This window comes from Streptomyces sp. NPDC104371, from assembly GCF_055583785.1.
In genome coordinates this window covers 30,294-55,040 of sequence record NZ_JBVJNF010000014.1, presented here as the reverse complement: position 1 = coordinate 55,040, position 24,747 = coordinate 30,294, and the positions used below count along the sequence as shown (strand labels likewise).

Here is a 24,747-nt window from a genome sequence, read left to right as displayed (position 1 = left end):
GGCCGCGGTATCCCGAGGCTGTTGTGGGCTGGTGTTGGGTTCGGGGGTCAGATGCCGAGGGCGTCGATGGCTGCTTCGAGGCGGCGGCGTTCGGCATCGGCGTTCATCAGGTGCAGGTTGGCACCGGCGAAGATGCCTTCGTAGCTGTTGGAGGGGCCTGCGGTGGTGGCGTCCTGCAGCGCCTTTGCGTAGTCCTCTTCAGCCTGGTGGTAGTCCCTCAGGAGGGTGGCTTCGGTGTCGCTGTACGTGCTGGCGGGGGCGTGGAGCTGGTGTTCGGCCACGGGGTTGGGGAAGCCGGGGGCCTGGACGGGGGCCCGCATCGGGTAAATGCCATACTCGTCGCGGCGAATGGGATACCTGAGCCAGCCGGAATAGACGCCAGCGCAGGCACGCATGTCCAGCTTCGTCCACCGCCCTTCTTTGCCCGGGATGGTGGTGGTCTCAGTGTGGCTCTTGCGGACCTCGGTGGTGTGCGTGGTGGTCTTCGACCAGCGGAACGAGGCGGTCGACTTAACGCTGGGCCCGTCCTTCTTTTCCATGCCAGCTTCGGCGGTCAGGCCGAACTCCCATCCTTCCGTGGTGGAGTCGGTCACCGTGATGCTCGCCTCATCGACGTAGGACTTGTTCTGCACACCCTCGAACGGGGTCGACCCGCAGATGAACGGCGCGACCGCCACACGCCTCCCAGCGAAGTGGGCAAGGTCCGCGTCCCCGGCCGACATGACAACGACTGGCCCGTACGGCTTGGCCCAATCAACGGCGTCCTTGAGTTTCTCCGGGGTTCCGATAACCCACTCAGTCCAGTTCTCGTGGACTCGGACAACCTGTCTCTCGTCGATCCCGAACTTCTTGTATGCCTCGGACAGCGGAAACTCGGCCTCGATCTCGGACGCCAGCACGGAGTAGTCCCAGCTCGCCCGGAACGCGGGGCCCTTCCTGAAGTACTCGACCTTGGGGCACCGCTTGAGGTAGATCTCTTCGGGTGCGTTGTAGCCGACCTGGCGGTCGGGCTGGAGACAGTTGTAGATGCCGACACTGATCTGGCCGTAGCTGTCGGGCGTGTAGCCCATGTGTGGTGTCCTTCCGCGTGGTCGTCAAGCCCGCGGGGTGCCTGGGCGGGCCACTTGGCCGCGCCGATCGCGTTCGCGTCATCGTCCGCACGACTCCCGCCACCATCCCCACAGGCTGGTCGTAGGGCGCGGATCTACCATCCCGCAGGGCCGCGACATCAGCCGGGCTCCCCCGCCCGAGTTCACCCCCACGGTGGAACGCGCGTCCCGGCGCACACCGCAGCCAGCCGGCCGGCACTGAGGTGTGGGCGGTCGCCGCACCGGGTGGGTGCGGCGGCTGTGGGTGGGGTCGGCTCGTGGTTCGAGTCAGTCAGCCCGGAGCAGGGCGCGCAGCTCGGTGGTGTCGATGATGTGGGCCCGTGAGGGGAAGACGTGGTGGAGCAGGGTGTTGTGGACTTCGGTGTCTGGGTCGGCGACGCCGTCAGAGAGGATGTAGAGCTGGTAGTCGCGGTCGGCGGCGTCGATGACGGTGGACAGGACGGTGCCACTGGTGCTGATGCCGGAGACGACCAGGGTGGTGATGCCGCGCTCGCGTAGCTGCTGGTCGAGGTCGGTGGTGGACATGCCGCCGTAGCGGATCTTGCGCACGACGATGTCGCTGTCCTGGGGAGCCAGGCGCTCGTGGATGGCAGTGGCAGGGTCCTTGTGGTGCATGACGCGGTGTTGGGCCAGCGGGGCGAAGGACTTGTTGGAGGCCGGGATCGCGTCCCAGTCGGTATCGGTGAAGCCGACGCGTACGTAGGCGATGGTGCCGCCATTTGCGCGAACGTCGGCGATGGCCCCTTCCACACGAGCGAGCAGCGCGTTTCGGTCCTCGCCTTCGGGCACAGAGGCCAGGATCGCGGGCTGGTAATCCATGACGAGAAGAGCGGTGTGGGTGGGGTCAAGCGCGGGGGCAGTGTTCACGCGAGTTCTCCTTTTGGTGTGCCAGGTCGACGCGGACGCGCACCGGCGGACCGGATGCGGCCTGCGGGTGACAAGTTGTGGTGCCTCATGAGTGGCTGCGGGACAGTTCCGGCTCGTGCTGCGGCGTCTGGTCCTGTCGGGGAAGCAGGAGCGGTGTGGTCAAGATGAGCAGTCCTGCGACCGTGAGAGCGGTACGTGGGCTGGTGACGTCGGCGAGCAGCCCGGCGAGTGCGGTGAGGACGGCGATGGACGCCTGCTGGCCGATCGACCAGGCCGACAGGGTGCGGGCGACGAGATGCTTGGGGGTGTGTTCGAGCCGGTAGGTGGCGAGCACCGGGCTGTACAGGCTCATGTTGATGATGATGGCCAGCTCGACAGCCATCACAGTCACGAGGCCGACGACGCCGGGACGGACGAAGGCCAGGCCGATCAGCCAGATGGCGCGCAGGGTCCCGACGGTCCGGAAGACCCAGTGCCGGCCGAAGCGGGCCACGACACGGCGGGCCAGCCGCGAGCCGATGAGCCCGCCGAGGCAGGGGGCGGCGAAAGCCAGGCCGTACTGCCAGGGCGGGAACCCGAGCTGGCGAAGCAGGAGCACCGCCAGCAGCGGCTCGGTGGCCATGATCAGCGCGCCGACGAGCATGTTGTTGAGGTAGAGCGCCCGCAGACCGGGGTGGCCCATGATGTGTCGCCAGCCGTCGAGCAATGCGCTCGCCCGGACGGGGCTCTTGTCGGTCGTCCTCGGCGCTTCCTCTCGGCCGCGGATCGCGGTGATGCCCAGCGCGGAGAGCAGGTATGTTTTCGCCGGGTAGTTGTGGCCCCACTGCGCCGAGGGTGAGTTCTAGACCTCGTCGCAACGCAAGACCCCGAAGGTGTTGCAATGACGAAGAACCGTCGAGGAGTTAGAGGGCCGGGAGGCGAGCCCCAGGTCGACAAGCGTGATCGTTACCTTCGTCTCATGGCGCAAGGGATGAGCAACTCGGCCGCGTGTCGAGAGGTCGGTGTCAACCGCAAGACGGGCAACCGGTGGACCTACGGACGGACGGTGAAGAACCGGACCGGCCAGGACTACGTCTACGCGCCGATCTCCTACAAGAAGCCGGGCACCAGCTCCGACCGGTTCCTGTCCGAGGAAGAGCGCATACAGATAGCTGACCTGCTCTCCGCAGGCCACTCCATGCGCTCGATAGCCCGCCAGCTGGGCCGGAACGCCTCCACGATCAGCCGTGAACTGCACCGCAACAGCAACCCCACCACCGGCGCCTATCAGCCCTTCCAGGCGCAACGCAGGGCCGTCGCCCGGCGAGCGCGGTCCAAGGAGGGCAAGCTCAAGCGGGATCCGGAGCTGAAGGAGTTCGTTCAGCTTCACCTGAGCCGGCGGTGGAGCCCCGAGCAGATCAGCCGCGTGCTGCCGACGGTCAGACCGAGCCCGGGGGGAGTTCTGGGGGTGGGCCGGGCGCACCCTGGGCACCCCGGCCCGCACCGCCGCCGGTGCCCCGGCGTGGCTCCGGCTGGTGTCGGCCCCGCAGGACAAGGCGTCGGGGAAGTTGTGGGACGGCGCCTTGGACGCACAGCACGCCCTCGGCAACCTCGACGGGCACCGGCCCGCGCTCTTGGGCGTGCACGACGCCTACGACGACACCACCGCCTACCGGGCGGAGCTGTCGGCCCGCGTCGACCAGCCGGTCCTGTCAGACGCCCCGATCCTCCGGCACGACCTCCAAATGCCGGACTCCTAGTGGGCCGACCTCGCCGGGACGCTGGAGGAGGTGTCGGTGGTCGCCACCGAGCGCGTGCCCCGCACGCTCCGCCGCGCGCTTCGGGTCCTTGTCGAGGCCGCCCCTTCCGTCGGAGGTCTCCTAGTCGGTGCCACCGTGCCACCGTGCCTCGGGTCACAGGCTGGTGTCTCCTCCTGCGCGGTGTTCCCGTCTTCGGCGGCATCGGAGCTCTCCGCAGTGCGGCGGTAGTAGGGGTGGGTGGAGTCCATCCTGCGGGCGAGGTGGAGGGAGGTGGGGGTGCTTTGGCGGACGTCGGAGGTGATGCCCCGGTTGGTCAGGACGGCGGCGACGGCTCCGATGAGGTCGCAGTCGGCGTCGGGGCTCTGGGCGATGACGGTGAACCGGGTGGCGGTGTGGGCGTAGCCGTTCTTGCTCTGGCTGCCACTGTCGAAGCGTGTCTCGTCCTTGCCGAAGCGGCCGGAGGGGCCGGCGGCCCAGGTACGGGGGACGTTGACGAGCAGGAGGTCGGGGTAGGTGACTGCGCCGTCGTCGGTGGTGAGTTGGAAGAGGCTGTTGGTGGTGTCGGTGGCGCGCCAGGTGCCGTCGCTGGTGCGCATGTGGGCCCCGGTGGGGCGGCCGATGCGTTCCAGGTCGCCGATGACGCGGACGGTGGCCAGGGGGCGTTGGGCGCGGGGGAGGCTGTGGCCGGGCAGCCAGGACGCCAGCCGGGGCATGCCGGGCGGCGGGTCCTGGCCTAGGGCTTCGTCGGTGAGGCCCGCCCAGATGTACTCGGCGGCGTCGCCGTCGACGTAGAGCACCGCGGGGGCTGGTGCGGGGAGTTGGGTGCGGGTGGCGATGAGGGCCTGCTCGACGATGTCCGCGGCGGCGCGGGCCTGGAGTGTCTCGTCCGCGGCGGCGCGGTATCCGCTGACGTCCCAGGCGAGGTCGGCGGCGTGCAGCGCGGTGGTGGCCGGGCTGTGGGGCTGCCACTGCCCGGCCTGGGGGCTGTAGGCCCAGATCTGCCAGGGGGCGTCCTTTCCGCCGGTGGGGCGCATGGCGGTGAGGGTCGCGGTGATCGGTGCCGGTTCGGTGGTGCGGCGCTTGCTGGGTGTGCGGCGCTGGGCGTGGCGGCAGACGTGGATGCCGATGTGCCATCGCCCGCTCGACAGCGTCGCCCGCAAGCAGGCCCGCCTGCTGCAGCACCTGCGTAAATGGCTGCGTGGCAAGCGCATTGGCGTGCGCATCGCCCGCAAAGGCATCGAGTCCAGCAGGCGGTTGGGCCGTCGCAGGTGGGTGATCGAGCGCACGATGTCGTGGCTGTCCGGCTACCGTCGACTCAGCCCACGCTACGAACGAAATCCTCGCAACTACCTGGCCTTCCTTGGCCTCGCTGCAGCCCTCTGCTGCTACAAACGGCTCGTCCGCCTCACCACGCAAGACACGTCTTAGGAACCCTCGCTGCCGCCCCCACCTGCTGGAAGAGGCTCGCTCAAATCATCATTCGGGACACGGTCCTGTTGACTCATCGCGGTGACGAGGGTGGAGGAGATGTGGGCCAGGGCGGGGTCGGCGGCGATGAAGAACGTTTCGACTCCCGCCAGCTCGTGGTTCATGCGGGCCATCGGCATTTCGTAGTCCAGGTCGGAAACACCGCGGACTCCGCGGATGACGACGTCGATTCTGGCTCGGCGGCAGTAGTCGACCAGCAGGCCGCCGGTGTGGGAGTCGACCGTGACGTTGCTCAAGTCAGTTGCTGCCGCGCGGAGCCGGTCCAGCCGTTCCGTGATGGGGAAGCGGCCGGTCTTGTTCGAATTGAACATCACGCACACGACGACCTCGTCGAACAGGAGGGCAGCGCGCCGGAGTACGTCCTGGTGCCCTTGAGTGACCGGGTCGAAGGATCCTGGGAAGAGGGCTCGCATGATCGGAAAGAGTAACAAGCGGCCGCCCCTGGTAGTGAAGTGCCAGGGCAGCCAAATCACCAAGATCAAGCGTGACAGGGAGAACATCTAGCGGGACGGGACAACCGCAACGTCACACGTAGATCACGCGCCACGTAGGACACGCTCTTTAGCTGGCATCTCCCTGCAGTATGCCGCGCCCGCGGGGATGGCCCCGTCTCTGCGGGCGCGCTGTGGTCGATGACTGCAGGGAAACCACTGGTTGAACTCGTCGTCCAGCTGCTCTCTGTGCCCGCAGGGCTCCCCGTACGGGATCAGGCCGCTCAGCCGTGATCCGAGAGCATCCTAAGATGCACTGTCAACTCAACTCGGCCGGTTGAAATATGCGTTATGAGTAGTATGTCGGAATACTTGAAAGTACCGGATATCCCGCCTGCTGCCCGATAAACGCGCAGGTCACGCAGTCTGCTCCCCGCACGCGCGGGGATGGTCCCTGGGTGGCAAGCCCACCGCTGAGACCCTGGAACTGCTCCCCGCACGCGCGGGGATGGTCCCCCCGGACAGATCGAGGAAACCCGCAAGGCGCACTGCTCCCCGCACGCGCGGGGATGGTCCCTCGTCGTGGACCGGCTGATGTCGAACCTGGTCCTGCTCCCCGCACGCGCGGGGATGGTCCCGAGGCCGGGGCCCGCGTGCCTGGCCAGGGCGGCTGCTCCCCGCACGCGCGGGGATGGTCCCATGAGGCCAGCGAACCGGACATCGACTGAGTCAGGCCGCGGGCGGTGGCGTTTCAGCTGGTCGGCCTTACCGGGTCGGGTAAGACGACGTACGCGAAGCGGTAGCCGGAGCAGGCCGGGGTGGTCCGCCTGTCGATTGATGAGCTGGGCCGCGGCGAGGAAGCCGTAGGCTCGTCGGGGTGATAAAGACCATCGTCTTCGACGTCGGGGAAACCCTCACCCGTGACGACTGCTATTGGAACTTGTGGGCTGACTGGCTTGGCATTCCTCGCCACACCCTGTCTGCGCTCGTCGGCGCGGTCGTCGCCCAGGGACTGGACAATGCCGAAGCCCTCCGGCTGGTACGCCCCGGGATCGACCTTGCCGCCGAGTACCACGCTCGCGAAGCCGCCGGTAAGGGTGAGTGCCTCGACGAGAGTGACCTCTACGACGACGTGCACCCGGGGCTCTCGGCGCTCCGGCAGCTCGGCGTGCGGGTCGTCATCGCGGGCAACCAGACTGGCCGCGTGGGGGAGCTACTGCGCGGGTTGGACCTTCCTGCAGATGTGATCGTGACCTCTGCGGAATGGGGTGTGGCGAAGCCGCAGCCGGAATTCTTCCACCGGGTGCTGGAGGTAGCCCAGGCGGCTCCGGATGAGACTCTGTACGTGGGCGACCACCCGGCGAACGACATCTTCCCTGCGAAGGCGGCCGGGTTGCGCGCGGCGCACATCCGCCGAGGGCCATGGGGACATCTATGGGCCGACGCCCCGGAGGTAGTCGCGGCTGCAGACTGGCGAATCGACAGCCTCACGCAGCTTGTCGACATCGTCCGGGCCTGACCGAGATACGCGGAAGGCCTAGCCAGCAGATCCGGGCAGGCCTTCACGTACGCGCAGCGTTTCCGCGCGGGTACGGTTCGGACCGGATGCACCGAACTGGAGCCAGTATGCCCGTACACACCAAGGGCGGAGTCGGCGGTCGGATCGCCTACTACCGCAGCGTCATGCGCCCGAAGATGACGCAGCAGCAGCTTGCCGATGCGGCCAATGTCGCGCTCGGTACGATCCGTAAGATCGAACGCGGCGAGCGTGGCATCAGTGATTCCACCCTTGAAGCGATTGCGGACGCGCTTGGTGTCGATCCCATCCGCCTTCGAACTGACCGTGGCCCAGGGCAGACCCGTGTCCGCGATGCGCTGCCGGCGCTGTCCGCCGCGATCGCTGCTTATGACCTCCCTGAGGACGGCCCGGTCCGGTGCCTCCGAGAACTACGTGCGGCCGTCGCCGAGGCTGAGCGCTGGCGGCTGGCCGCCCAGTACACGCGCATCGTGCGCAAGCTGCCCGACCTGCTCGTCGAACTTGCCCGCGCCTATCACCAGGCTGCGACCGGAGGGCGAGCCGAGCTGGCCGGACTCCTTGTCAGGGCCTACCGTTCGGCCGATGCCGTCGCCTACAAGTTCGGTGCCCGTGACCTGTCTGCACGCCTGATCGAACTCATGCGCTGGGCGGTCCCCGAGATCGGTGACCCTCTCCTGATCGCCTCTGTCGCCTACGTACGGACCGAGACGTTCTTCGCCGCGCACGCCCACGCTTCCGGATTGCGAGCGCTGGAGCAGGCCCTGGACGTCGCACCCGCCCCCAGCGCGGCCCCCAAGGTCGCGGCACGAGGCGCCCTCCATATGCGGGTCGCTGTCATCGCGGGCCGGGCGCGCGACGTTGCTGCCGCAGCCGCCCACCTTGACGAGGCGCGAGCGCTGGCCGATCGGGTGACAGAGAACGTGTACTGCGGCACCGAGTTCGGGCCCGACTCCGTGCGCATTCACGAAGTGTCCGTGGCTGTCAGCCTCGGAGACGAGCATGTCGGCCGAGCCCTGAACGTCGCTGGCGAGTGGAAGCCGCCCAAGGACCTTCCGGCTGAACGCCGCAGCGGCTTCTACATCGAACTTGCCCGCGCTCAACTGTGGTCCGGACTCGCGGACGACGCCTTCGAGTCGCTGAAGGTCGCCCGCCACATCGCTCCTCAGCACACGCGCGAGCACCCCTGGGTGCGTGAAGATGCCGCCACGTTGCGGCGGCTGAAGCGCGCCGACGCCGAGAGCCTCACGAACTTCACAGAGTGGTGCGCCGCCATCTGAGCGAGCCACCCCAGCTACCCCTCGCCGGGGTACTTGTGGCCTCTGCATGCCCCCACCATCTGTTGCACGCGTAGGAACCAGCAGATGGGAACCGAGATGGCCAACGCGCTTCGGCTCACCCCGATGGTCATCGACGGGCCCGTGAGCATTGCCCGGCTGCACGGCGAAGCGTGCTTCGACTGTGGAACCGTCGGCAAGACCCTGCGCGCGGCGGGACACGTCGTCGTCCGTGGCAACAGCCGCGTGTGGCAGGTCGCCATGTGCGGATGCGGCAGCAGGACGGCCGCCGCGTGAACGCCATCGGAGCACCTGACAGACCCCGGCGACCGCGAGAACGGCCCCGGGGCACGGCCGACGCTACGAGGGAGCGCCAACATGAGGAACGGTACAGACAGGACGCCCGAGTGGGCAGTCCGATGAGCAGCATCATCCATGAGATCCCGCCCCAAGCGCTGGAAATCCTCGCGCTTCCCGACCTCGCCACAGGCCTTCTGACGGCAGAGCAGGTCCGCGGCGCTACCTGCGTATGGTGCGGCGCCTCCCTCAACGCCGAGACCGCGATCGACTTCGGCTCCCGCTCCGGAACCCTCGCGGGAGTTGTCGCCCTCTGGTACCCCCGCGGCTGCGCGGGATGCATCCGCAAGGCCGCCCTCACCGAGTACAACCAGCACCCGCGTACGTGCGAGCAGTGCGTCGACGCCCCCGCCCTCTGCGACACCCGCCGGACCCTGCGCCGCCTTGCACTGGAAGGACGGGGATGAAGTTCTGCGGTCGCTGCGACGAGCAGATCAGGCCTGGCGAGGAGTACACGACGCACGACGTCCACTCGGCGTCCGCTGGAGGGATCACCGTTCTCTGGTATGTCAGGCCGTGCAGGCGGGGCCAGCTCCAGAACGTCCCATCCGAGCAGAAGCCCACGCGCCAGTACCGCTGAGGCGTGTCTCAAGACCCCCGCCTCGCCGTGTCCAACGAGACGCCGGTGAAGGGGGCACCCGCCCGTCGGGGGTCGCAAGCCTCCGGCGGGGCAGCATCACCAAGACCTTCACTGCAGCCGCGGTTCTGCAGCAGGTCGAGAGCGGTCAGATCGGTCTCGACACACCAATCGGTCGGTACCTTCCGAAGCTGGTTCCCGGAGAACGCGGTGACGCGATCACGGTCCGGATGCTGATCAACCACACCAGCGGCCTCGCCGAGTACCTCCCGTACGTCTACCCCTCCCTCAAGGCGGCCGACGCCGGGCCCGAGAGCCCGGACGACCACCGGCTCACGCAGTTCGACCCCACTGAACTCATCGAGACGGGAGTCACTGCACCTGCCGTCGAGCGCGCCGGACTCCGGGACACCGAACTCCCCGCCGGACCGTACGTCAACGGGCCGCACTCGCAGCTCTACGAGGCGTGGTTCGGCATGATCGACCCACCGCGCGACTACAGCGTCTACGACATGCCATGGGTGGGTCCGGCGGCCTCGCTGATATCGACCGCCACGGACCTCAACCGCTTCTTCGGCATGCTGCTGGCCGGGGAGATCGTCAGTCCGTCGTCGCTGGCGCAGATGCAACACACTGTCCCGGTCGTCTCCCAAGAGGGAAATACGATCGACTACGGCCTCGGTGGCTTTGTTCACGGGTAGCGACAGCAGTTATTCAGGTGGTTGGGGTCGAGAGTAGGCTGCATCGGTCATGGACACGCACGCCGAACCCGAGCAGACGCGGCACGGCACGACGCAGACGCGGCACGGTACGACTGTTTCCGGACCGCCGATCCGGCAGCTCTTCCGGGACGTCATCGCCGACCGCATGCCGGGCTGCGGGCCGCCCCAGGCGGTGATGCTGTTCGGCTCCGAGATCGACCCTTGCTGGGACGACCGGAGCTTCCTCGTCGACTTCTACAACGAGATCCTGCACCAGGACACATGCCAGCCCGCCACCGCCGACGGCCTCGCCCTGATCGCGGCCCTCGCCCTCGACGAGCGGATTCCCGCCCCACAACGGTTCCAAGCCGTCGGCCTGCTGTTCAGCGCGGCCACCGTCGCTGAGCGCCACCTCGCCGAGACTTGGCCGGCCACCCCACAACATGCCGATCCCGGCAGCGACGCCCGGGCCCGCAGCGCGGTCCAGGCTCACGTTCCCCATCTGCTGGCCCGCTGGTCGGCCGAATGCCCTGCGGTTCGCCTCGCCCTCGCCGGCCTCGCCGTCGTCTTCCCGACGGACCGTACCCTGCCCGCCCTGACACCGCGGCTGCGGACCTTCATGCATCAGCACCCCCGGGGAACCGACATCGGCGACTACGTGCGGTTCGTCCTCGTGCTGGCCGCCCGGGGCGACGACCGGATCCTCGCGGCGACAGAGAAGCTCACTGACGCCTACTGGACGGGAACAGCGCGCGGAGTGCCGACACGGGCACGAGCCCTCCACCTCCTTGGCCAGATGCTGACCAAGGTCGGAACCGAACTGACCCGAGCACCCGCCGGTCAGTGACAGACGCACCGCACGTCGCTCGCGCTGCTATCTCTCATGAACATTCACGGGCCCCAAGAGCCGCAAACGTTGCCCAAACCGGCGGACAACGCTGCCCCGAAGTGAACGAAGCCAGCCTCGGCCTGCACCCGATGGATGGTCCCGGTCAGGGCACCTTCTGGGGCCATGGCGGCACGGTCTGGGGTGGTGGAGCGCTAGCCATGACCCGCGCCGACGGCAAGCGGCAGATGTCCCTCGCGGTGAACCTGCAGAGGTGGAACAGGCTCGACTCCTCCGGCAAGCCGCAGCCCCATCCCATCGACGACGCGCTTGCGACTCTGTACCGCGTGGCGATGTACGGCTGACCGGGCCGCCTGCTGAACCCTTGGCTGCTCTCATTCCTCTTCGTCCTCGTCGAGACTGCACGCACCCGGGTCGCGCAGCGGGCGCAGGTCGCCATCGACCGGGATGGAGGCGCGAAAGCTGTAGCGGCCGAGCACGTTGACGTTGGCGTGCTTGAGCGGGGAGATGCGGGCGACGTCCTCGTCCAGGACGTCGTGCTCGCGCTCCTCGGCGGGCAGTGCCCGCAACTCCTCGACTGCGGCGCCCAGACAGCGGGTCGTCCACAGCACTGCGGCTTTCAGCATCAGGCGGAGCGTGCCGAGCTGGTCCTCCTGCCCCGTCCGGTACGGCTGCATGCTCTGCCCGCGCTTGCCGTGGCAGATGTCCCGGGCGAGCTTGTGGCGGGACTCCTGCACGGTGAGATGCCGGTTCATCTGCCGGCGGTAGGTGTCGTCGACTGGATCGACCACGCGCAGCAGGTGCAGGGTCTTGGCGATCCGCCCGTACTCGGCGAACGCGGTGCCCAGCGGGTTGGGGCGTCCCTCGCGGCTGAACATCCGCAGCAGGTCGTATGCCCGTACTTGCCCGGTGACCAGGGAGCCGACCACCCGCAACATGTCCGGCCAGTGCGTGTTCACCTTGTTCAGGTTCACCTTGTTGCAGGCCAACGGCTCCAGCGGCCCGTACCCGCCGGTGTCCACGCCCGGCATCTCCGCCCGCCAGAACCGCTGGTCGGCCAAATCGCGGAAGCGGGGCGAGAGCTCAGCGAGGCCCGCATGGTTCCAGGCTGTGCCCTTTCCATGCCTGCTTCACCAACTCCCGGACCAGCAGCCGTGACGGGGCTTGGCTACGCCCTCGAGGAGGAGAAGCCAGCAGAGGCCTTCTTCGACGGGACGCAGACGCTGCCGTTTGCCGTCCTGCAGCACTTCGTGGCGACCGTAGTCTCACGGCTGCCAAGCACGGGATTGCAAAGCAGCCGTCCCGCGGCGCAACAAGCTCCCGAGCCGACATCACGAGTTCAAGTTCAGTAGTCTGCCCCGCCCGGCTGCTGGCTCCTCCACCCCTCGTCTGCTACCGCCGACTCGCCAATGCGGATTCGTTGTTACTGATCCGAAAGGCTGCAGTCATGACGAAGGCCCACACAAAAGTGAAGGTGGGCCTTGGCCGAGTGTGGGGTTATGCCTGTGGGGCGAGCTGGCCGGCCTTCGCTGCCGCGATGAATACCTGGAAGTCGGCGGTGAAGAGGTTCAGTGCTGGACCGGTGGGGTTCTTGGAGTCTCGCACCCGGACGCCACCGGCGAGCTCTGCGATCTCCAGGCAGTCGGAGCCGGTGCCGCTGCCCGAGTAAGACGACTTGGAGTAGGCGTCCTCGAAGACCTGCTGATCCGCGAGGATGGACTTGTCACGCACGGGACATCTCTTTCCTGACGGTTCTGATCATGTCCATCGACTCCATTGGGTCTACGGACAGGGCCCGCATGGCGTCGAGGTAGTAGCGCGCTTCCCGAACGTCCTTGGGTGACTTGCGGAGGAGCATGTGCGTCATGGAGTCCAGCACCGCGATAGGTGTTTCCCCCTCGCCGGCAAACTCAAGAAGATGCATGGGGTACACCACCGTGGCAGGAGCCGAGCGCGGGATGATCCGGTAGGTCACTTTATGGCTCTGTGCATCCTGAATCAGCGAGTCGAGCTGTTCGACCATGATGCTCCTGCCACCCACTTCCTGAGTCAACGCGGCCTCGCTGATGATGACTTCAAGAGTTGCCGGCCGTGGCCTCTCCAGTACAGTCCGGCGGTTGCGTCGCAGCGAAACGGATCGCTCCAACTGGTCAACCGTCAACACTGAGCTGGCGACAGACTGGGACCATGCGAGGGCATACTTGGCGGTTTGCAGCAGGGCGGGGATGGTCCCGACGGCCGACGTCGTGATGCGTGCCGCAGCGTCTTCGAAAGCGATGAACTCGATCAGACTTTCGGGGAAGTCATCCTGGAACTCGGTCCACCAAGCGCTCGCGATGGACATGCCCTCGGACCGCATCGTCGACAGCGTTGCCTTGGTGACGGCGTCCATGCGGAGGAACTTGCAGATCGTCTGCCACTCGTCGTCTTTCGGCCACGACTGACCGCGTTCGATCTGCGAGTAGCGGTGGTATGTGCTGCGCCCCAACTCCTTGGCCACATCAATCTGTTGGACCCGCTTGCCGTCTCTGAGCGTGCTCTCGCGGACACGCTTCAGTTCTTGGCCGAAGCGCTGGCGTGCGGCGACGGTCGCGGTGTTGACCGCCATGGTCATCCCTCCCTTCCGAGGGTCGGTGGCTCTGCGCAGCGTAGCGCGATGGCACTCGACCGTGGCTCTTCCGGGGGGAATTCAGGCTTCAAGGTTGCGTACGCAGTTGCATACGCACAACACTGGGCGTCACGCACCGAATGGATCTCGTGGCGGTGCGTGATCGTCTTGCGCGGCTGCCCGAAGGCCGCGTGCTGGAGGCTGCCATGCGCACAGAACAGCACTACACGCAAGACGCGTTCGTAGCGAGAGTTGCCTTTGCACGCAGGCCGGACGCTGTGGCGTCAGCCCGTGACTGGGTCAGAGAGGTGTGCCGCATGGCGGGCGGCACACCGGCTCAGGTCGAGACCTGCGAGCTATTGGTCAGCGAACTCGTCACGAACGCGGTTGAGCACGCCGCCGGTGAGCGGGTTGAGGTCACGGTGTGGCCTTCTCCGCTCCATATCGACGTGAGAGATGGCTCGTCAAAGGAGCCGGACATACGGGGGGCTTTGAGTGACGACGACGAGCACGGCCGGGGGCTGCTTCTGGTCTCTTCCCTCTCCTCGCGATTCGAGGTAATCCCTGTCGAAGACGGGAAGATCTGCAGATTCTGGATTGATGGGGATGGGCCTGGAGCGGCGCTCGTCGATGAACGCCCCACCCAGGAGTGACAGGCCGAACCCTCTGAAGTCCTCCCGCAGGGCGATTCCCCCCAGCCCTGAGGGGACCTGCTGTCATCGAGGGCAGTAGGAACAAGTGCACAGCCCGGTCCGCATTGTCAGAACGCTGGTGGGCCGGGCCGTGCATGCCAAGTCGATTCGAATACAGACCAGTTGGGGCCACACAAGCTGATGCCGGAAGGTGAAGCTCCTCGTGCCGTTCATGCCCCAGGTCTCATACCTACAAGTCGGCCCCCGGTCGGGGCCTTCGAAGCTTCCGACCGGGGGCCACGTCAGATGGAGCTGACGCATGGAACAGAGTACTGATCGCTCCCCAAGCTTGGCCCGGGACGTCACGGATGAACACAGGTCCAAGGCGGCGCGGCTGCTCGCGGATGTCGCACGGACCCTCGCGATCGAGGATCCGACCGGCCTGGTGGACCCGTTCCGCTTCGCGGCCCTCGTAGGGTCCCGCGCGTACGGGCAGGCGGGGCGGAGCTGCCACGGTGGTGGACAGACAGTGTCGCGCGTGGCATTGCGTGCGGTGGGTGACATCCCCGCGGGCGTGACTCGTGAGGAGTTCTCGGTGCAGGTTGCCCAGACTGCGGGTGAGTTGGGCTACGACTGGAGTGCTGACGACAACCAGCCCGCCATTCCGCAGCGCGACGTTCCTGGTGTGCGACCTTCGGACGAGTTGTCCGAGATCCCCGCTCCGCGCCCGGAGCCGGGTGCGCGGTGACAATCGACTAACTGATCGTTTCAGATTGGAGTGCCTGGCCAGGCGGTTGCGTGCTGCGAAGATGCGATCCTGGCTGGGCAGTGGGGGACGGGCGCCCGATGGCGCAGTTGCAGCTTGCATAGACTGGCTGGCTCATCCCACAGACACCGCGACGAGGGTCAGACCATGCGCAGCAGCACCAGGATCCGCCTGATCGAGCCCACCGACGCGGCCCCGATCGCCGCGCATCGTGTGCGGGACGTCGAGGCTTTCCGGCCGTGGGAACCGGTCCAGCCAGCCAACTTCTTCACATCGGAGGGCCAGGCGGAGCGGATCGGCAAACTACTGGCGGGATACCGGGCCGGTACGGTCTGGCCGGGTGTGGTGCTCGCCGACGATCAGGTGATCGGGCAGGTCACCATCGGAGGCGTCCTACGGCAGCCGCACCTGCGCCGAGGCTCCCTCGGATACTGGATCGCCACCGTGGCCCAGAATCAAGGGCACGCCGGGCGCGCAGTCGGGCTTGCGCTCCAGGTGATGACGGACGAACTCGGGTTGCACCGCGCCGAGGCGTCCACCAATCTGGACAATCTTCCTTCGCAGCGGGTGCTGCGGCGCAACGGGTTCAGCCCGTACGGTGTCGCGCACTCCTCGATCTTTCTCGATGGGAGCTGGCGGGACGGGCTGCTGTGGGAGCGGATCCTCGGCGACTGACCGATCTTTCACGAAGATGTCCGCAGGCGGCGTAGGCACATGAGGCTGCAGGCCAGTTCGAGCAGTCCCTGATGGAGGTCAGCTCGTCTTTCGTAGCGGATGCGGAGTCGTTTGAACTGGTGAAGCCAGGAGAAGGCGCGCTCGACCACCCAGCGGACTTTGCCCAGTCCAGAGCCATGGACGACACCGCGCCATGCGATCAGGGGCTTGCGTCGAGCTCCAGCAGGTCGGCGCGGCGCAGTTCGCCCGACAGGGTGGCGTGCAGGCGGGGCCAGACGCCCGCCTCAGTCCAGTCCCGCAGCCGGCGCCAGGCCGTCACACCGGAGCAGCCCACACTCTCCGCAGGTACGTCACGCCAGGCGACACCGGTCCGCAGTATGTACATAACGCCCGCAAGCGCCGTTCGGTCGGGAACATGCAACCGCCCCGGATGGTTACGGCGCCGTTCGGGAGCAGGGGGCAACAGCGGAGCCAACCGCTCCCACGGGTCGTCAGGAACAAGATCAACTGGCACCCGGACACCCTGCCGACCAAGGATGCCGAGCACAGCCCACAGCTCAAGTCAATCTGAAACGATCCAGTAAAGGCTGTCCTCAAGATTCAGCAGTACTTCCGCCGGAACGTGCGTTCTCTCGCGCGGACATCACACTGCGGGCGGCAGGTCGGGGACGTCGGCTACCCCGAGGAGCAAGACGTGGTGGCCGACGGGCTTGGCCACGCCCTCGGTGACCCTCTCGACGTCCAAGCGCAGCCGGATGCGGCCAACTCCCTCGCCGTTGGCGGCAAGGTCGTGTTCCAGTTCGTCGTCGAGGCGGTCCAGGGCGGCCTCGGCCGCGGCGTAGTCGGCCAGGTCACGGGCGAGGAGTCGGCGGGTGGTGGTGTCGCGGACCTGGTAGCTGGGCATCGGGGCTCCCCCTCGGCGTTGGGCGATCAGGTGGTGGGGTCGGTGATCGCACGTGCCGCGTTCACGGCGCGCGACCAGACGTCGGGGCTACCGCCGTGCGCGCGGGCGAGGGAAGCAGCAAGTCCCCGGATGTCGCCGCGCTCGCGCAGGGCATCCAGGGCGATGGCCGCCCGCCGGTCGGCTTCCGAGCGGGCCGGCGCGGCCGCGGGTCGGTGCTCGAGGGCGTTGCGTACGACGTACTCCCAGGACCTTCGCGGCCCGCCGTACTGCATGCTGAGCTCCGCGGCCAACCCTGGGTGGTGGCCGTCGCGGTCGATCGCCTCGGTGGCGTACTGCTCGGCGAGCTGCGTGGCCGTGAGCGGCTCATCGCCGGCGCGGGCGCTCAGTTCGGCCGCGAGAGCCTCCTCGAGGGCGGAGGGGCGACCGACGGCTGCGTCGGCCTGAGGCCCAGGACGGCGGCCGGCCTTGCCGAGCTTGTCCCCGGTGCGCTTGCGGTCGAAGTCCTGTAGGTCGCCGACGCGGAAGCCGGGGATCATGCGGCCGGTCGGGCCTTCGACCGGCTCCGCGAGGGGCTTCGGGAAGTAGTCGGGGTTGTCCTTCAGGTACTTACGGATCGCCGAGGCTCCGCTGAAGCCCAGCCACTTGGCGGCCGTGTTGATGGAGACGATGTCCTCCGGGTCGGCCTGGTATAGCTCAGGGTCGGCCTTGAGGATCTTGCTCGCCTTCTCCTGCTGGAACCAGGTGTAGAAGCCGCGGAACTGCTGCTCGTCGTAGAAGTCGGTCCCGTCGATGCGCTCCTTCTCCGGGTGGCGGTGCTCCTCCGGCTGTTCAAGCCGGATCTTGTACCAGCGGGCCGCGGTGCCGACGCTGGCGCCGGCGAACTCGCGGATCCAGTCGCGGTTGACCACGGCACGGTCGCCGACGACGCGACGCTGCGGGTTCAGGGCCTTGGACATTGCACTCTCCGGTTCGGATCGCGGCCCTATACTGAGGGCTTGCTCCTCTTGTTCCTCCGGTGCTCACGCGCCGGCGGCGAGTCGAGTTGGTGATGGTGGTCGGCGGGACGTTCGGCCGGGGTTGCCGCTCTGGGTCGACACCCTGTCAGAGGGTGCCTTCCGCCGCCCACCGCTTTTGCCGCTTGTTTCGCGTAATCAATATGACGCTCTTAATGGGTGGCTGTCAATCTCGTTGGCACCCAGAGCACGTCACGACCGGCTGCGGCGATGCGCGGCCCACTTCCGCTCGAAGTGCTGCACCTTCTTGTCCTGGACGTGGAACGGGGCGGTGACCATCAGTTCCCCCACGGTCGGAAGTGCCGACCCGTGCCGTTGGACCCACGCCCGTGCCCTCCCGTAGCGCTCGTAGACCTCGACCGGGACACCGCGCCGCTCCGAGACGCTCTGCAGCCTCCGGCCGAGAGCGGGTGTCCGGCCCACGTCGACCCGCCAGCTCGACACCGGCGCCGTCGGTGCGGGATGCGGCGGTCATGCGGCCGCTCCCCCCTGGTCGGCCTTCGGGTATGGGCAGAGGTGGCGGTGAGCCGGCAGCCGGTACACGGCCCGATGTAGGGCCGCGTACCTGTGGTTGCCCCCGTGGGCTACGACCCCCGCGCGCCGACGGCCTGCAGGGCCTCCTCCATCCACCCTCGGCCGGGTTCACCCTCGCCACGGGGGCGACCAGGCGCCGTTCGACACCGCCGCGGCCGCGCTCGCCGTTGCGGACCTTGGACATCGCGCGGTCGGAAGCGCGCGGGTTCCGAAATTCCTGAACGTGGGGAAGCCTGAACCCGCGTGCCGGTTAATGGCTGTAGCGGTCCCGCGCGCAGTTCCGGTGAAGCTGGCGGGATCCGCTTTCCGAGCGTTCGCCGCGCCGATCCAACTGGCTAGCCCGCAGGCCAATGTGAGTTCGGCCTTCCGTCATCGCCCATGTGCGCCCGCTGCCAGATCCCGTTCCAGTTGAACGGGGTTTCCGGCACGCACCGGTGCCGCTGCCCGCACGGACATGGCGTCAGCACCCACGCGCACCCACGGCACAGCTCGGCCCAACCGTGCCCGGTCGAGCTCAGCACTCGCAGTCCCTCATCCCCACAAGCCGGGCAGCCGGGCGGCTCGGCACCGTCCAGAATCGCGTTCTGCCGCCGGACGTACTCGGGCAGCCGCAGCGACGGGTGGCGAAACGGGTCTTCGAACCAGGCACGGTTCGGGCTTTCCCACCAGCTCCGCAGCCACCACGGTCGCGGATCCGGTACGGCCCGCCGCCCGGCCCGCTTCTCTGCCCGGCGTTGCGCGGCGTACTCCTCCGCTCGCGCGAGCCACAGCACCCGCGCCTCGTGCAGTTCCTCCACCGCCCGCGCCAGCGCGTCCGGGTCCGCCTCCAGATGCCGGGGGATCGCGGCGCTGAGCGTGAGGTGGTGGTACGTCGCCCGCAGACCGTAGGGAGCAAAAACGGCGAGGCAGGTGCGCAGCGCGCTGTGCCGCCGGTGGAGGGGGAGGCGGCCGTCGTGCACGCGCGTTCGGTGGGTCAGGAAGCTGGTCATGGTGTGGGCGCCAGGTCCAGTGCCCGTGCCAGGGCGGCGGTGACGGCGGCAGCGTGGGCCGGCAGGTGTTGTTCAGCCCAGATCCCGGCAAGGCTGAGGAAGTCCTGCAAATCCTGCTGGGCGTCGGCGACGAGCCTGCGTACCTGGTCTACCGACAGCTCGATCACCGGGCTGTCGTCCGTCCCGTGGGCATCGAGCGTGAGCCGGACAATGTCGTTGACGCGTTCGGCCACCGAGGATGGATCGTGGCCGAAGTAGGCGCAGCCGGTACCGTCGAGCACCTCCAGCCAGTCCCGCCAGGCCTCCAGGCCGATGCAGCAGCCAGGCTCGACGAAGACGGTGTCGGTGGCGTTGTCGGCCACCCGGAAGCCGCCGGCGGCGAACAGGTCAGGCGTGGTGAGCAGCCCGTGCAGGAAGGTGCCGAGTGGGTCGGTCGGGCACGGCCCGTGCTCCTCCTCCGGCTCGAAGTCGTTGCAGTCGGCGATCCGCATAACGGCCGTGCCGACCTCCGCCTGAGTCAGCTCCCCGTTCAACACGAGGTAGCCACATGACTCGCGTTCGCCCACCGGCCAGAGCGCGAAGCCGTCGGCAGTGGATATCTCCAGAACGGGCTGCATCACAATCACATGGGGATGATGCCGGACTCACTGCTTCGTCGCCACGGGCTTTCAGCAGCGGCATTGGGCTCGGAGCGGGCCCGCTACCTGGGCAGTTTCGCGGTGGGCTCCGGGCAGGCGGTGCTGACGTAGCGCATGGCGGTCTGCTCAGTGATGCCGAACAGGCGCATCAGCCGGAGCGGGGCGGCGCAATCTGCCGCCTGATTGAGGATGCGGTCCTGGCGCAGACCGCTCAGCGTCAGCCCGCGGGGGAGGACTCCGCGGAGAAGCCCGATGGTGACCGCCGGGTGGTCCGGGTCAACCGCGGTCTTCTGGCCGACCAAGAGGCGGGGATTGGCCGAGGCCAGCCACCGGCGATGGCGGTAGGTGATTCAGTCCGCGGCGATCTGGTGGGTGAGCTTCTCTAGGTAGAGGGTGTGCCGCAGCAGGCCCCTCCGCACTTCCAGGGCGCCGCGGGGCAGATCGAGGCGACTGGATTGCAGACTCCGGATCTCGCTGCCGGGCAGGGCGTGGATGGCAGCCAGGGCTACGGCGGCGTCTCTGTCTGGTCGAGCAGACCCATCAGGCGGTCGGAGGGGATGGATCTGGGAAGGCCAGTGAGGTCGCCGACGGGGAGGTCCCGAGCCGGGTTCTGGAAGATCACCCGTCGGCTCTTGAGCGCGCGAAACAGACTGCGCAGGACAGTGGCAAGACTTCGGCAGGCCATACCGGACAACTCCGCCACGGCGTCGTCGACGTGGTCTTCGTGACCTGGCGCAGAGAGAGCTCACTCCGACCGTCGCGGTCCAATGGGTGAGGGCCGGCTGAAGACGGGCGAGGTAGCGGCGGATGCCGTCGTACCCGTGTGGCTCTCCTTCGCGTCGGCCCTGCTCGCGCAGGACCTCCACCCACGTGCGTACCTCGGTCGCGACCGGATCCGAAAGCGCGGTGAGGACCGACTCGACCTACATCTCATCCGCGTCCCGATGCAGCTCGGGGTCATCCACCAGCAGATCCTGGGCACGCAGGAACTGGCAGACCGGCTTGGCTGCGAGGTTCACGTCGATGCGGCTGTTCGACTCCGTCCCTCACCGGTTGAGGCGGTTCCGTGATCACCTCAACGAGCTCTTCAGTACGAGCGAGAGCCTGTTCATCCCCAACGACACCAGTGCCTACGAAGCCTCCGAAGATCCTGATGATGCAGGTCGCGAGACCGGGGAGTTCGTTCCGACGGACGCCGACGGCTGTGACGCTGATGACGCCGACGCCGCAGAAGTCCCGCGGGCCTTCGACACCCGGCGGTTCCGCCGGACCCTGGCCTGGCACATCGCCCATCAGCCGTTCGGCGTGGTTGTCGGCGCGCGCCAGTACCAACATGCCCGAACGGTCATGTCCGAAGGATATGCGGGGACTTCAGAGTCCGGCTTCGCCGAGGAGGTCGCGGCGAACGAAGCGGTGGCGCGCATGGACTACCTCGAAGACATCTACCGGGACTGGAACGACGGTGGCGCGTCCATCGGAGGGGCTGCCGAGCGTATCTCCGCCGAATTCGAGCGTATCCGCCGCGAGCTGGGCGACCTGCCAGGCGTCGTTGCCTCTCCGGCCCGGCTCCGCACCATGCTGGAGCACTTGGCCAAGACCTTGCACCCCGGCGTCCTCAACGACTGCTTCTACCAGGCGTCGACGGCGGTCTGCCGCAAGCGGGCCAAGGCGGCCGGGTGGCCCTTGCCGCTGTACAACATGTGCCTGATCTGCCTCAACGCCCGGCGATCCACGATCCACGTCCCCTGGCTGCGGACAGCACGGGATCAGGCTCTGTCCGCCCTGGACATGCAGAAGAAGGACCGTGAGGCACTACCCCGGCTTCAGGTCATCGACGGACTACACCGCGGAACTCGACGACCTGCTCGCAGGTCTGCAGGCAGAACAACCCGAGGAAGGCCGGCACACCGCGTGCACGAGGAAGCGGACCTGAGGATCCGGCAGGCCTTCGACCGCCTGCGCCACGGGGGTCGTCGCTGACGGACATTGACCAGGCGCTGATGGGCGCCTTCGAACGGCTGATGCACGGCCTGTCCGAGACCACCGACGGCAAGATCACGATCGTCAATGCGTGCGCCGAAGCCGAGGTCTCCCGCGCTTCCTTCTACCGCTCGCCGGTGGCGCAGGCGGTGAAGGAGATTCTGAAGGCGCCGCAGACCCAGCGCCCGGAACCGGAGGAACTGCAGGCGGAGGTATCCCGGCTGAAGAAGGCGGAGCGCGAGCTTCGCCGAGAACATGCCTCCGCGGTCCGCGAGCTGAAGGACACCCTGGCCGCCTACGCCAACGAGATCCAGGTCCTGACCTTGCGCCATGCCGAGCTGGAGACCCAGAACGCCCGCCTCCTCGAACGGCTGCGGCAGTCCGGGGACAACGTCGGTCGCGGTCCTTCCGGCCCCGAGCGTTCCTTCGCCCTGACCGTGGGGATCTACCTGCCAGTTCGCGCGGCCTTCAGCGGTGTGACTAATGTGTCGTGCGCCAGGCATATGCGACCTGCCATGGGGGGCTCAACCCTCACCTGAACGGGTTGCATGGACCTTTGTCCTGGCGGAGCACCGTCCGGGCGAGTGGGTATGCGAGCTATCTGGTGATGCGCGAGCTGGACGAGACGGCCGCGGGCGGCCCGATGGGGGCCCGCCTGGCCGTCTGGCGTCGCCGCCGGGAACTGACCCGGGATGACCTTGCCTCCCGTACCGGCTTGGAGCTCGATTACCTCGCCGGGCTGGAGACGGGCCGGGAGTGGGTGGACCGCCGCGGCCGACTGGCGGCACTGGCCGCCGCCTTGCGGCTGGATGTCGCGGACCTGACCGGGCAGCCCTACCCGCCGCGCGGGGAGGAGCACGCGGCGGTGCGGGCGGTCGCCTTCCACCTGCGGCGCAGCCTGGTCCGCCGACAACCGGACAGGGCCCCCGGCGTGCCGCTGGAGGAGCTGGCGGAACGGACCCGGGCCGCCGCACGGGCCGATGCCGCGGGCGACGAGCACCATCTCGCGCTCGCGCTGCCGGAGTTGATCGAGGCGGCTGACCGCGCGCTGGCCGCCGCTGCGGGGCCCGGCCGGGTAGAGGCGGTGCGGCTGCGTGTGAACGCGCATGTGCTGGCCGCAGGCCTGCTTCGGCGCCTGGGCTACAGAGATCTTGCGTGGATGCTGCTGCACCGGGCCCGTCCTGGCACGCGCGAACCGCTGCCGGTGCTGGTCGAGGAGGTGCGGCTGCTGATCGACCTCGGCCTGCCGGAGTACGCGCTGGCCCGCGCCGACCGCGCCGAGGACGCCGGAGCCGACTGGGAAGTACCGGCGCTGGCCGCCGTCGCGCAGGCCATGGCCGGACGCCGCCGGGAGGCCGAACGGCTCCTTGCCACGGCCGTCGGACGGGCCACCGGCGCACGGGAGTCGGCTTGGGTGATCGCGGCCCGCGCCGCCGTCGCTGCCGAGGTGGGCGACGCGGCCGAGGCCGCCGACCACGTACGCGCGGCGGATCAGGCCGCACTCGACGGCGCCCACCGCTCCAGTCTGCTGGTGGTCGCCGCGGCGGCCGAGGCCCGCCAGGACCGTGCCGACGAGGCTGCCGCCCGGCTGGTCGAGGCCGACGCGGCGGCACCGCTGCGGCTGCGGCTGGACCCCTTCGCCCGGGACCTGGTCGCCGCGCTCACCGACCGCACCACCGTTCACACCGCGGCGGTGCGGGATCTGGCCGAGCGTGCCGGGCTGCGGTGATGCCGCCCGTCTGGCGGGAAAGACCCCCGGGGGGCGGCAGGCTCGCCCTACGCTACGGCTGAGGCAAGGGAGTTGAGGCGGGGGCGATGAACGAAGAGCAGGCCGTCAGGATCGGCGAGTGTCTGCGGTCGGCCCGCCGCCAGCGCGGGATGAGTCTGCGCAATCTCGCGGGTCTGGCCGGGGTGTCGGTCGGCTATCTGTCGATGGTGGAGAACGGTCAGCGGTTGCTGGACCGCTCCAGCCTCATCACCGCCTTCGCCGAGGCGTTGCAGATCGCCCCGTCCGAGCTGACCGGCCAGCCCTTCGCCCCGGTGGACCCGCACACCAGCGCGGCTCACGAGGCGATTCCCGCCCTGCGGCTGACGCTCATGGGCCTGACCATGGCCACCCCGCCGGACCGCCGCCCACCGGAGGTTCCGGAGGCGGTGCTGACCGAACGGGTGGCGGAGGCCAACCGGCTCTACCACGCGGCCGCATACGGCACCCTCGCCGCCGGGCTGCCGACGCTGCTGGCCGACCTGCACGCAGCCGCCGAGGCCGCCGACGGCGCCGCCCGCCACGAGCTGCTGAAACTGCTGGCGGACGCCTACCATCCGGCCTGCACCCTGTTGCTGAAGAACCTCGGCTACGCCGACTTGGCGTTCATCGCGGTGACCCGTGCCGCCGAGGCGATCGCGGAGTTGGACGACCCGGTCTACTCCGCCCTGTCCGGCTTCTTCCACACCCACGTGCTGATGGCAGCCGGCAGCCCCACTCAAGCCCTGGCTCAGGCCACCGCCGCCGCCAATACCCTCGAGGCGCACCTGACGAGCCCTGATGCTCATGCGCTGCTCGGTGAACTCCACCTGATCTCCGCCACCTCGCTGGCCCAGGACCGGCAGCGGCCCGGGAACACTCGCGCCGAGGATGTCCGCGGCCATCTGGCGGAGGCCGCCAAGCTGGCCGGCCGCACTGGGGAGACGCGGGCATGGCACCTGAACTTCGGCCCCACCAACGTCGGCATTCACAAGGTGAGCCTGAACACCGACCTCGGTCTGCACGGAGTGGCCGTCACCGCAGGGGGCGGGGTCCATCCCGAGACGCTGGCGGAGGCTCCGGGACGGCAGGCCGCCTTCCACGCCGACCTGGGCCGGTCGCTGGCCCATCTGCGAGGCCGGGAGGCTCAGGCAGTCGCCGCCCTGCTGACCGCGGAGGAGATCGCCCCGCAGCGCATCCACGCCAACGCACCGGTGAGGAACACTGTCGAGTTCCTCACCGACCGGCAGCTGTCCACCCACGCCGCGCGGGACCTGCGCGGTCTGGCCCACCGCATCGGCCTGCCGCTCTGACCGGCAACGTCTCCCCGCCCCGGC

25 protein-coding genes, 7 pseudogenes and 1 CRISPR repeat array are annotated in these 24,747 nt (G+C 68.3%); of the genes and pseudogenes, 17 read left to right on the top strand and 15 right to left on the bottom strand.

Annotated features, from left to right (window positions below):
- Window positions 1-47 precede the first annotated feature (47 nt).
- The 3 genes and pseudogenes from ACZ60T_RS31455 to ACZ60T_RS31445 all read right to left on the bottom strand — a co-directional run.
- Window positions 48-1,070 (bottom strand): hypothetical protein, encoded by a 1,023-nt coding sequence (locus tag ACZ60T_RS31455; RefSeq protein WP_469669024.1) that lies wholly within the window; start codon window positions 1,068-1,070, stop codon window positions 48-50.
- A 306-nt stretch (window positions 1,071-1,376) separates the two neighbouring features.
- Window positions 1,377-1,976: a cysteine hydrolase family protein gene (locus ACZ60T_RS31450; protein ID WP_469669023.1), complete on the bottom strand. Its 600-nt coding sequence runs from the start codon at window positions 1,974-1,976 to the stop codon at window positions 1,377-1,379.
- An 85-nt stretch (window positions 1,977-2,061) separates the two neighbouring features.
- Window positions 2,062-2,781 (bottom strand): annotated as a pseudogene (locus ACZ60T_RS31445) (MFS transporter); the annotation flags it as partial.
- 75 nt (window positions 2,782-2,856) lie between these two features.
- On the opposite strand from ACZ60T_RS31445, the pseudogene ACZ60T_RS31440 reads away from it, so the two are divergent.
- Window positions 2,857-3,207, top strand: a pseudogene (locus ACZ60T_RS31440) (helix-turn-helix domain-containing protein); the annotation flags it as partial.
- A gap of 283 nt (window positions 3,208-3,490) precedes the next feature.
- Window positions 3,491-3,715, top strand: a complete 225-nt coding sequence (locus tag ACZ60T_RS31435; protein ID WP_469669022.1) for a hypothetical protein — start codon at window positions 3,491-3,493, stop codon at window positions 3,713-3,715.
- Here the strand turns inward: ACZ60T_RS31435 and ACZ60T_RS31430 are convergent.
- The gene (locus ACZ60T_RS31430; protein WP_469669021.1) at window positions 3,712-4,926 is read right to left on the bottom strand and encodes an RNAseH domain-containing protein; all 1,215 of its coding nucleotides are present in this window, start codon (window positions 4,924-4,926) and stop codon (window positions 3,712-3,714) included. The genes ACZ60T_RS31435 and ACZ60T_RS31430 overlap by 4 nt on opposite strands.
- On the opposite strand from ACZ60T_RS31430, the pseudogene ACZ60T_RS31425 reads away from it, so the two are divergent.
- Window positions 4,898-5,143 (top strand): annotated as a pseudogene (locus ACZ60T_RS31425) (transposase); the annotation flags it as partial. The gene ACZ60T_RS31430 and the pseudogene ACZ60T_RS31425 overlap by 29 nt on opposite strands.
- Here ACZ60T_RS31425 and coaD read toward each other — a convergent pair.
- Window positions 5,140-5,703 carry a pantetheine-phosphate adenylyltransferase gene (gene coaD / locus ACZ60T_RS31420; RefSeq protein WP_469669020.1) on the bottom strand — a complete coding sequence of 188 codons (564 nt, stop codon included), beginning with the start codon at window positions 5,701-5,703 and terminating at the stop codon, window positions 5,140-5,142. The pseudogene ACZ60T_RS31425 and the gene coaD sit on opposite strands and share 4 nt — an antisense overlap.
- Window positions 5,704-6,060: 357 nt before the next feature.
- Window positions 6,061-6,333: direct repeats of the CRISPR family, unit length 29 nt; unit sequence CTGCTCCCCGCACGCGCGGGGATGGTCCC.
- Window positions 6,334-6,511: 178 nt separating this feature from the next.
- On the opposite strand from coaD, the gene ACZ60T_RS31415 reads away from it, so the two are divergent.
- The 7 genes and pseudogenes from ACZ60T_RS31415 to ACZ60T_RS31385 all read left to right on the top strand — a co-directional run.
- Window positions 6,512-7,153 carry an HAD family hydrolase gene (locus tag ACZ60T_RS31415; protein ID WP_469669019.1) on the top strand — a complete coding sequence of 214 codons (642 nt, stop codon included), beginning with the start codon at window positions 6,512-6,514 and terminating at the stop codon, window positions 7,151-7,153.
- A gap of 107 nt (window positions 7,154-7,260) precedes the next feature.
- Window positions 7,261-8,448, top strand: coding sequence for a helix-turn-helix domain-containing protein (locus ACZ60T_RS31410; RefSeq protein ID WP_469669018.1), 1,188 nt, complete (start codon window positions 7,261-7,263; stop codon window positions 8,446-8,448).
- 84 nt (window positions 8,449-8,532) lie between these two features.
- On the top strand, window positions 8,533-8,742 hold the full coding sequence (locus ACZ60T_RS31405) for a hypothetical protein (RefSeq protein ID WP_365634756.1): 210 nt from the start codon (window positions 8,533-8,535) through the stop codon (window positions 8,740-8,742).
- Between the two features lie 122 nt (window positions 8,743-8,864).
- The gene (locus ACZ60T_RS31400; protein ID WP_469669017.1) at window positions 8,865-9,209 is read left to right on the top strand and encodes a hypothetical protein; all 345 of its coding nucleotides are present in this window, start codon (window positions 8,865-8,867) and stop codon (window positions 9,207-9,209) included.
- A gap of 256 nt (window positions 9,210-9,465) precedes the next feature.
- Window positions 9,466-10,062: pseudogene (locus ACZ60T_RS31395) on the top strand (serine hydrolase domain-containing protein); the annotation flags it as partial.
- 67 nt (window positions 10,063-10,129) lie between these two features.
- Window positions 10,130-10,927 (top strand): hypothetical protein, encoded by a 798-nt coding sequence (locus tag ACZ60T_RS31390; protein WP_469669015.1) that lies wholly within the window; start codon window positions 10,130-10,132, stop codon window positions 10,925-10,927.
- Between the two features lie 107 nt (window positions 10,928-11,034).
- Window positions 11,035-11,271, top strand: a pseudogene (locus tag ACZ60T_RS31385) (hydrolase); the annotation flags it as partial.
- A 30-nt stretch (window positions 11,272-11,301) separates the two neighbouring features.
- Here the strand turns inward: ACZ60T_RS31385 and ACZ60T_RS31380 are convergent.
- The 3 genes and pseudogenes from ACZ60T_RS31380 to ACZ60T_RS31370 form a co-directional block, all read right to left on the bottom strand.
- Window positions 11,302-12,006: pseudogene (locus ACZ60T_RS31380) on the bottom strand (Tn3 family transposase); the annotation flags it as partial.
- A gap of 418 nt (window positions 12,007-12,424) precedes the next feature.
- On the bottom strand, window positions 12,425-12,658 hold the full coding sequence (locus ACZ60T_RS31375; RefSeq protein WP_365634747.1) for a DUF397 domain-containing protein: 234 nt from the start codon (window positions 12,656-12,658) through the stop codon (window positions 12,425-12,427).
- Window positions 12,651-13,535 (bottom strand): helix-turn-helix domain-containing protein, encoded by an 885-nt coding sequence (locus ACZ60T_RS31370; RefSeq protein WP_469669014.1) that lies wholly within the window; start codon window positions 13,533-13,535, stop codon window positions 12,651-12,653. The genes ACZ60T_RS31375 and ACZ60T_RS31370 overlap by 8 nt, the downstream gene beginning before the upstream one ends.
- A 206-nt stretch (window positions 13,536-13,741) precedes the next feature.
- Here ACZ60T_RS31370 and ACZ60T_RS31365 point away from each other — a divergent pair, with 206 nt between their 5' ends.
- The 3 genes from ACZ60T_RS31365 to ACZ60T_RS31355 all read left to right on the top strand — a co-directional run bounded on the left by ACZ60T_RS31365 (window position 13,742) and on the right by ACZ60T_RS31355 (window position 15,608).
- Complete coding sequence (locus ACZ60T_RS31365) at window positions 13,742-14,188, top strand: ATP-binding protein (RefSeq protein ID WP_469669013.1); 447 nt, start codon at window positions 13,742-13,744, stop codon at window positions 14,186-14,188.
- A gap of 298 nt (window positions 14,189-14,486) precedes the next feature.
- A complete protein-coding gene (locus tag ACZ60T_RS31360; RefSeq protein WP_469669012.1) occupies window positions 14,487-14,915 on the top strand; it encodes a hypothetical protein in 429 nt (142 codons plus the stop codon).
- 165 nt (window positions 14,916-15,080) lie between these two features.
- Window positions 15,081-15,608 (top strand): GNAT family N-acetyltransferase, encoded by a 528-nt coding sequence (locus tag ACZ60T_RS31355; protein ID WP_365634736.1) that lies wholly within the window; start codon window positions 15,081-15,083, stop codon window positions 15,606-15,608.
- A gap of 8 nt (window positions 15,609-15,616) precedes the next feature.
- Here the strand turns inward: ACZ60T_RS31355 and ACZ60T_RS31350 are convergent.
- The 7 genes and pseudogenes from ACZ60T_RS31350 to ACZ60T_RS31320 form a co-directional block, all read right to left on the bottom strand.
- A pseudogene (locus ACZ60T_RS31350) lies at window positions 15,617-16,122 on the bottom strand (transposase).
- A 129-nt stretch (window positions 16,123-16,251) separates the two neighbouring features.
- Entirely contained in the window at window positions 16,252-16,512 is a 261-nt protein-coding gene (locus ACZ60T_RS31345; protein ID WP_469669011.1) for a hypothetical protein, read from the bottom strand.
- A 26-nt stretch (window positions 16,513-16,538) separates the two neighbouring features.
- The gene (locus ACZ60T_RS31340; RefSeq protein WP_469669010.1) at window positions 16,539-17,468 is read right to left on the bottom strand and encodes a hypothetical protein; all 930 of its coding nucleotides are present in this window, start codon (window positions 17,466-17,468) and stop codon (window positions 16,539-16,541) included.
- Between the two features lie 249 nt (window positions 17,469-17,717).
- Entirely contained in the window at window positions 17,718-17,969 is a 252-nt protein-coding gene (locus ACZ60T_RS31335; RefSeq protein ID WP_469669009.1) for a hypothetical protein, read from the bottom strand.
- A gap of 425 nt (window positions 17,970-18,394) precedes the next feature.
- Window positions 18,395-19,048, bottom strand: coding sequence for a hypothetical protein (locus ACZ60T_RS31330; RefSeq protein WP_469669008.1), 654 nt, complete (start codon window positions 19,046-19,048; stop codon window positions 18,395-18,397).
- Window positions 19,045-19,665 (bottom strand): hypothetical protein, encoded by a 621-nt coding sequence (locus tag ACZ60T_RS31325; protein ID WP_469669084.1) that lies wholly within the window; start codon window positions 19,663-19,665, stop codon window positions 19,045-19,047. The genes ACZ60T_RS31330 and ACZ60T_RS31325 overlap by 4 nt, the downstream gene beginning before the upstream one ends.
- Before the next feature lie 83 nt (window positions 19,666-19,748).
- On the bottom strand, window positions 19,749-19,988 hold the full coding sequence (locus ACZ60T_RS31320; protein ID WP_469669007.1) for a hypothetical protein: 240 nt from the start codon (window positions 19,986-19,988) through the stop codon (window positions 19,749-19,751).
- 721 nt (window positions 19,989-20,709) lie between these two features.
- Between ACZ60T_RS31320 and ACZ60T_RS31315 the strand changes: the two genes are divergently transcribed.
- The 4 genes from ACZ60T_RS31315 to ACZ60T_RS31300 all read left to right on the top strand — a co-directional run bounded on the left by ACZ60T_RS31315 (window position 20,710) and on the right by ACZ60T_RS31300 (window position 24,723).
- Window positions 20,710-21,666 (top strand): hypothetical protein, encoded by a 957-nt coding sequence (locus tag ACZ60T_RS31315; protein ID WP_469669006.1) that lies wholly within the window; start codon window positions 20,710-20,712, stop codon window positions 21,664-21,666.
- A gap of 20 nt (window positions 21,667-21,686) precedes the next feature.
- Window positions 21,687-22,205, top strand: a complete 519-nt coding sequence (locus ACZ60T_RS31310) for a hypothetical protein (RefSeq protein ID WP_469669004.1) — start codon at window positions 21,687-21,689, stop codon at window positions 22,203-22,205.
- 17 nt (window positions 22,206-22,222) lie between these two features.
- Window positions 22,223-23,395: a helix-turn-helix domain-containing protein gene (locus ACZ60T_RS31305; protein ID WP_469669003.1), complete on the top strand. Its 1,173-nt coding sequence runs from the start codon at window positions 22,223-22,225 to the stop codon at window positions 23,393-23,395.
- An 86-nt stretch (window positions 23,396-23,481) separates the two neighbouring features.
- Window positions 23,482-24,723, top strand: coding sequence for a helix-turn-helix domain-containing protein (locus tag ACZ60T_RS31300; RefSeq protein ID WP_469669002.1), 1,242 nt, complete (start codon window positions 23,482-23,484; stop codon window positions 24,721-24,723).
- Window positions 24,724-24,747 lie beyond the last annotated feature (24 nt).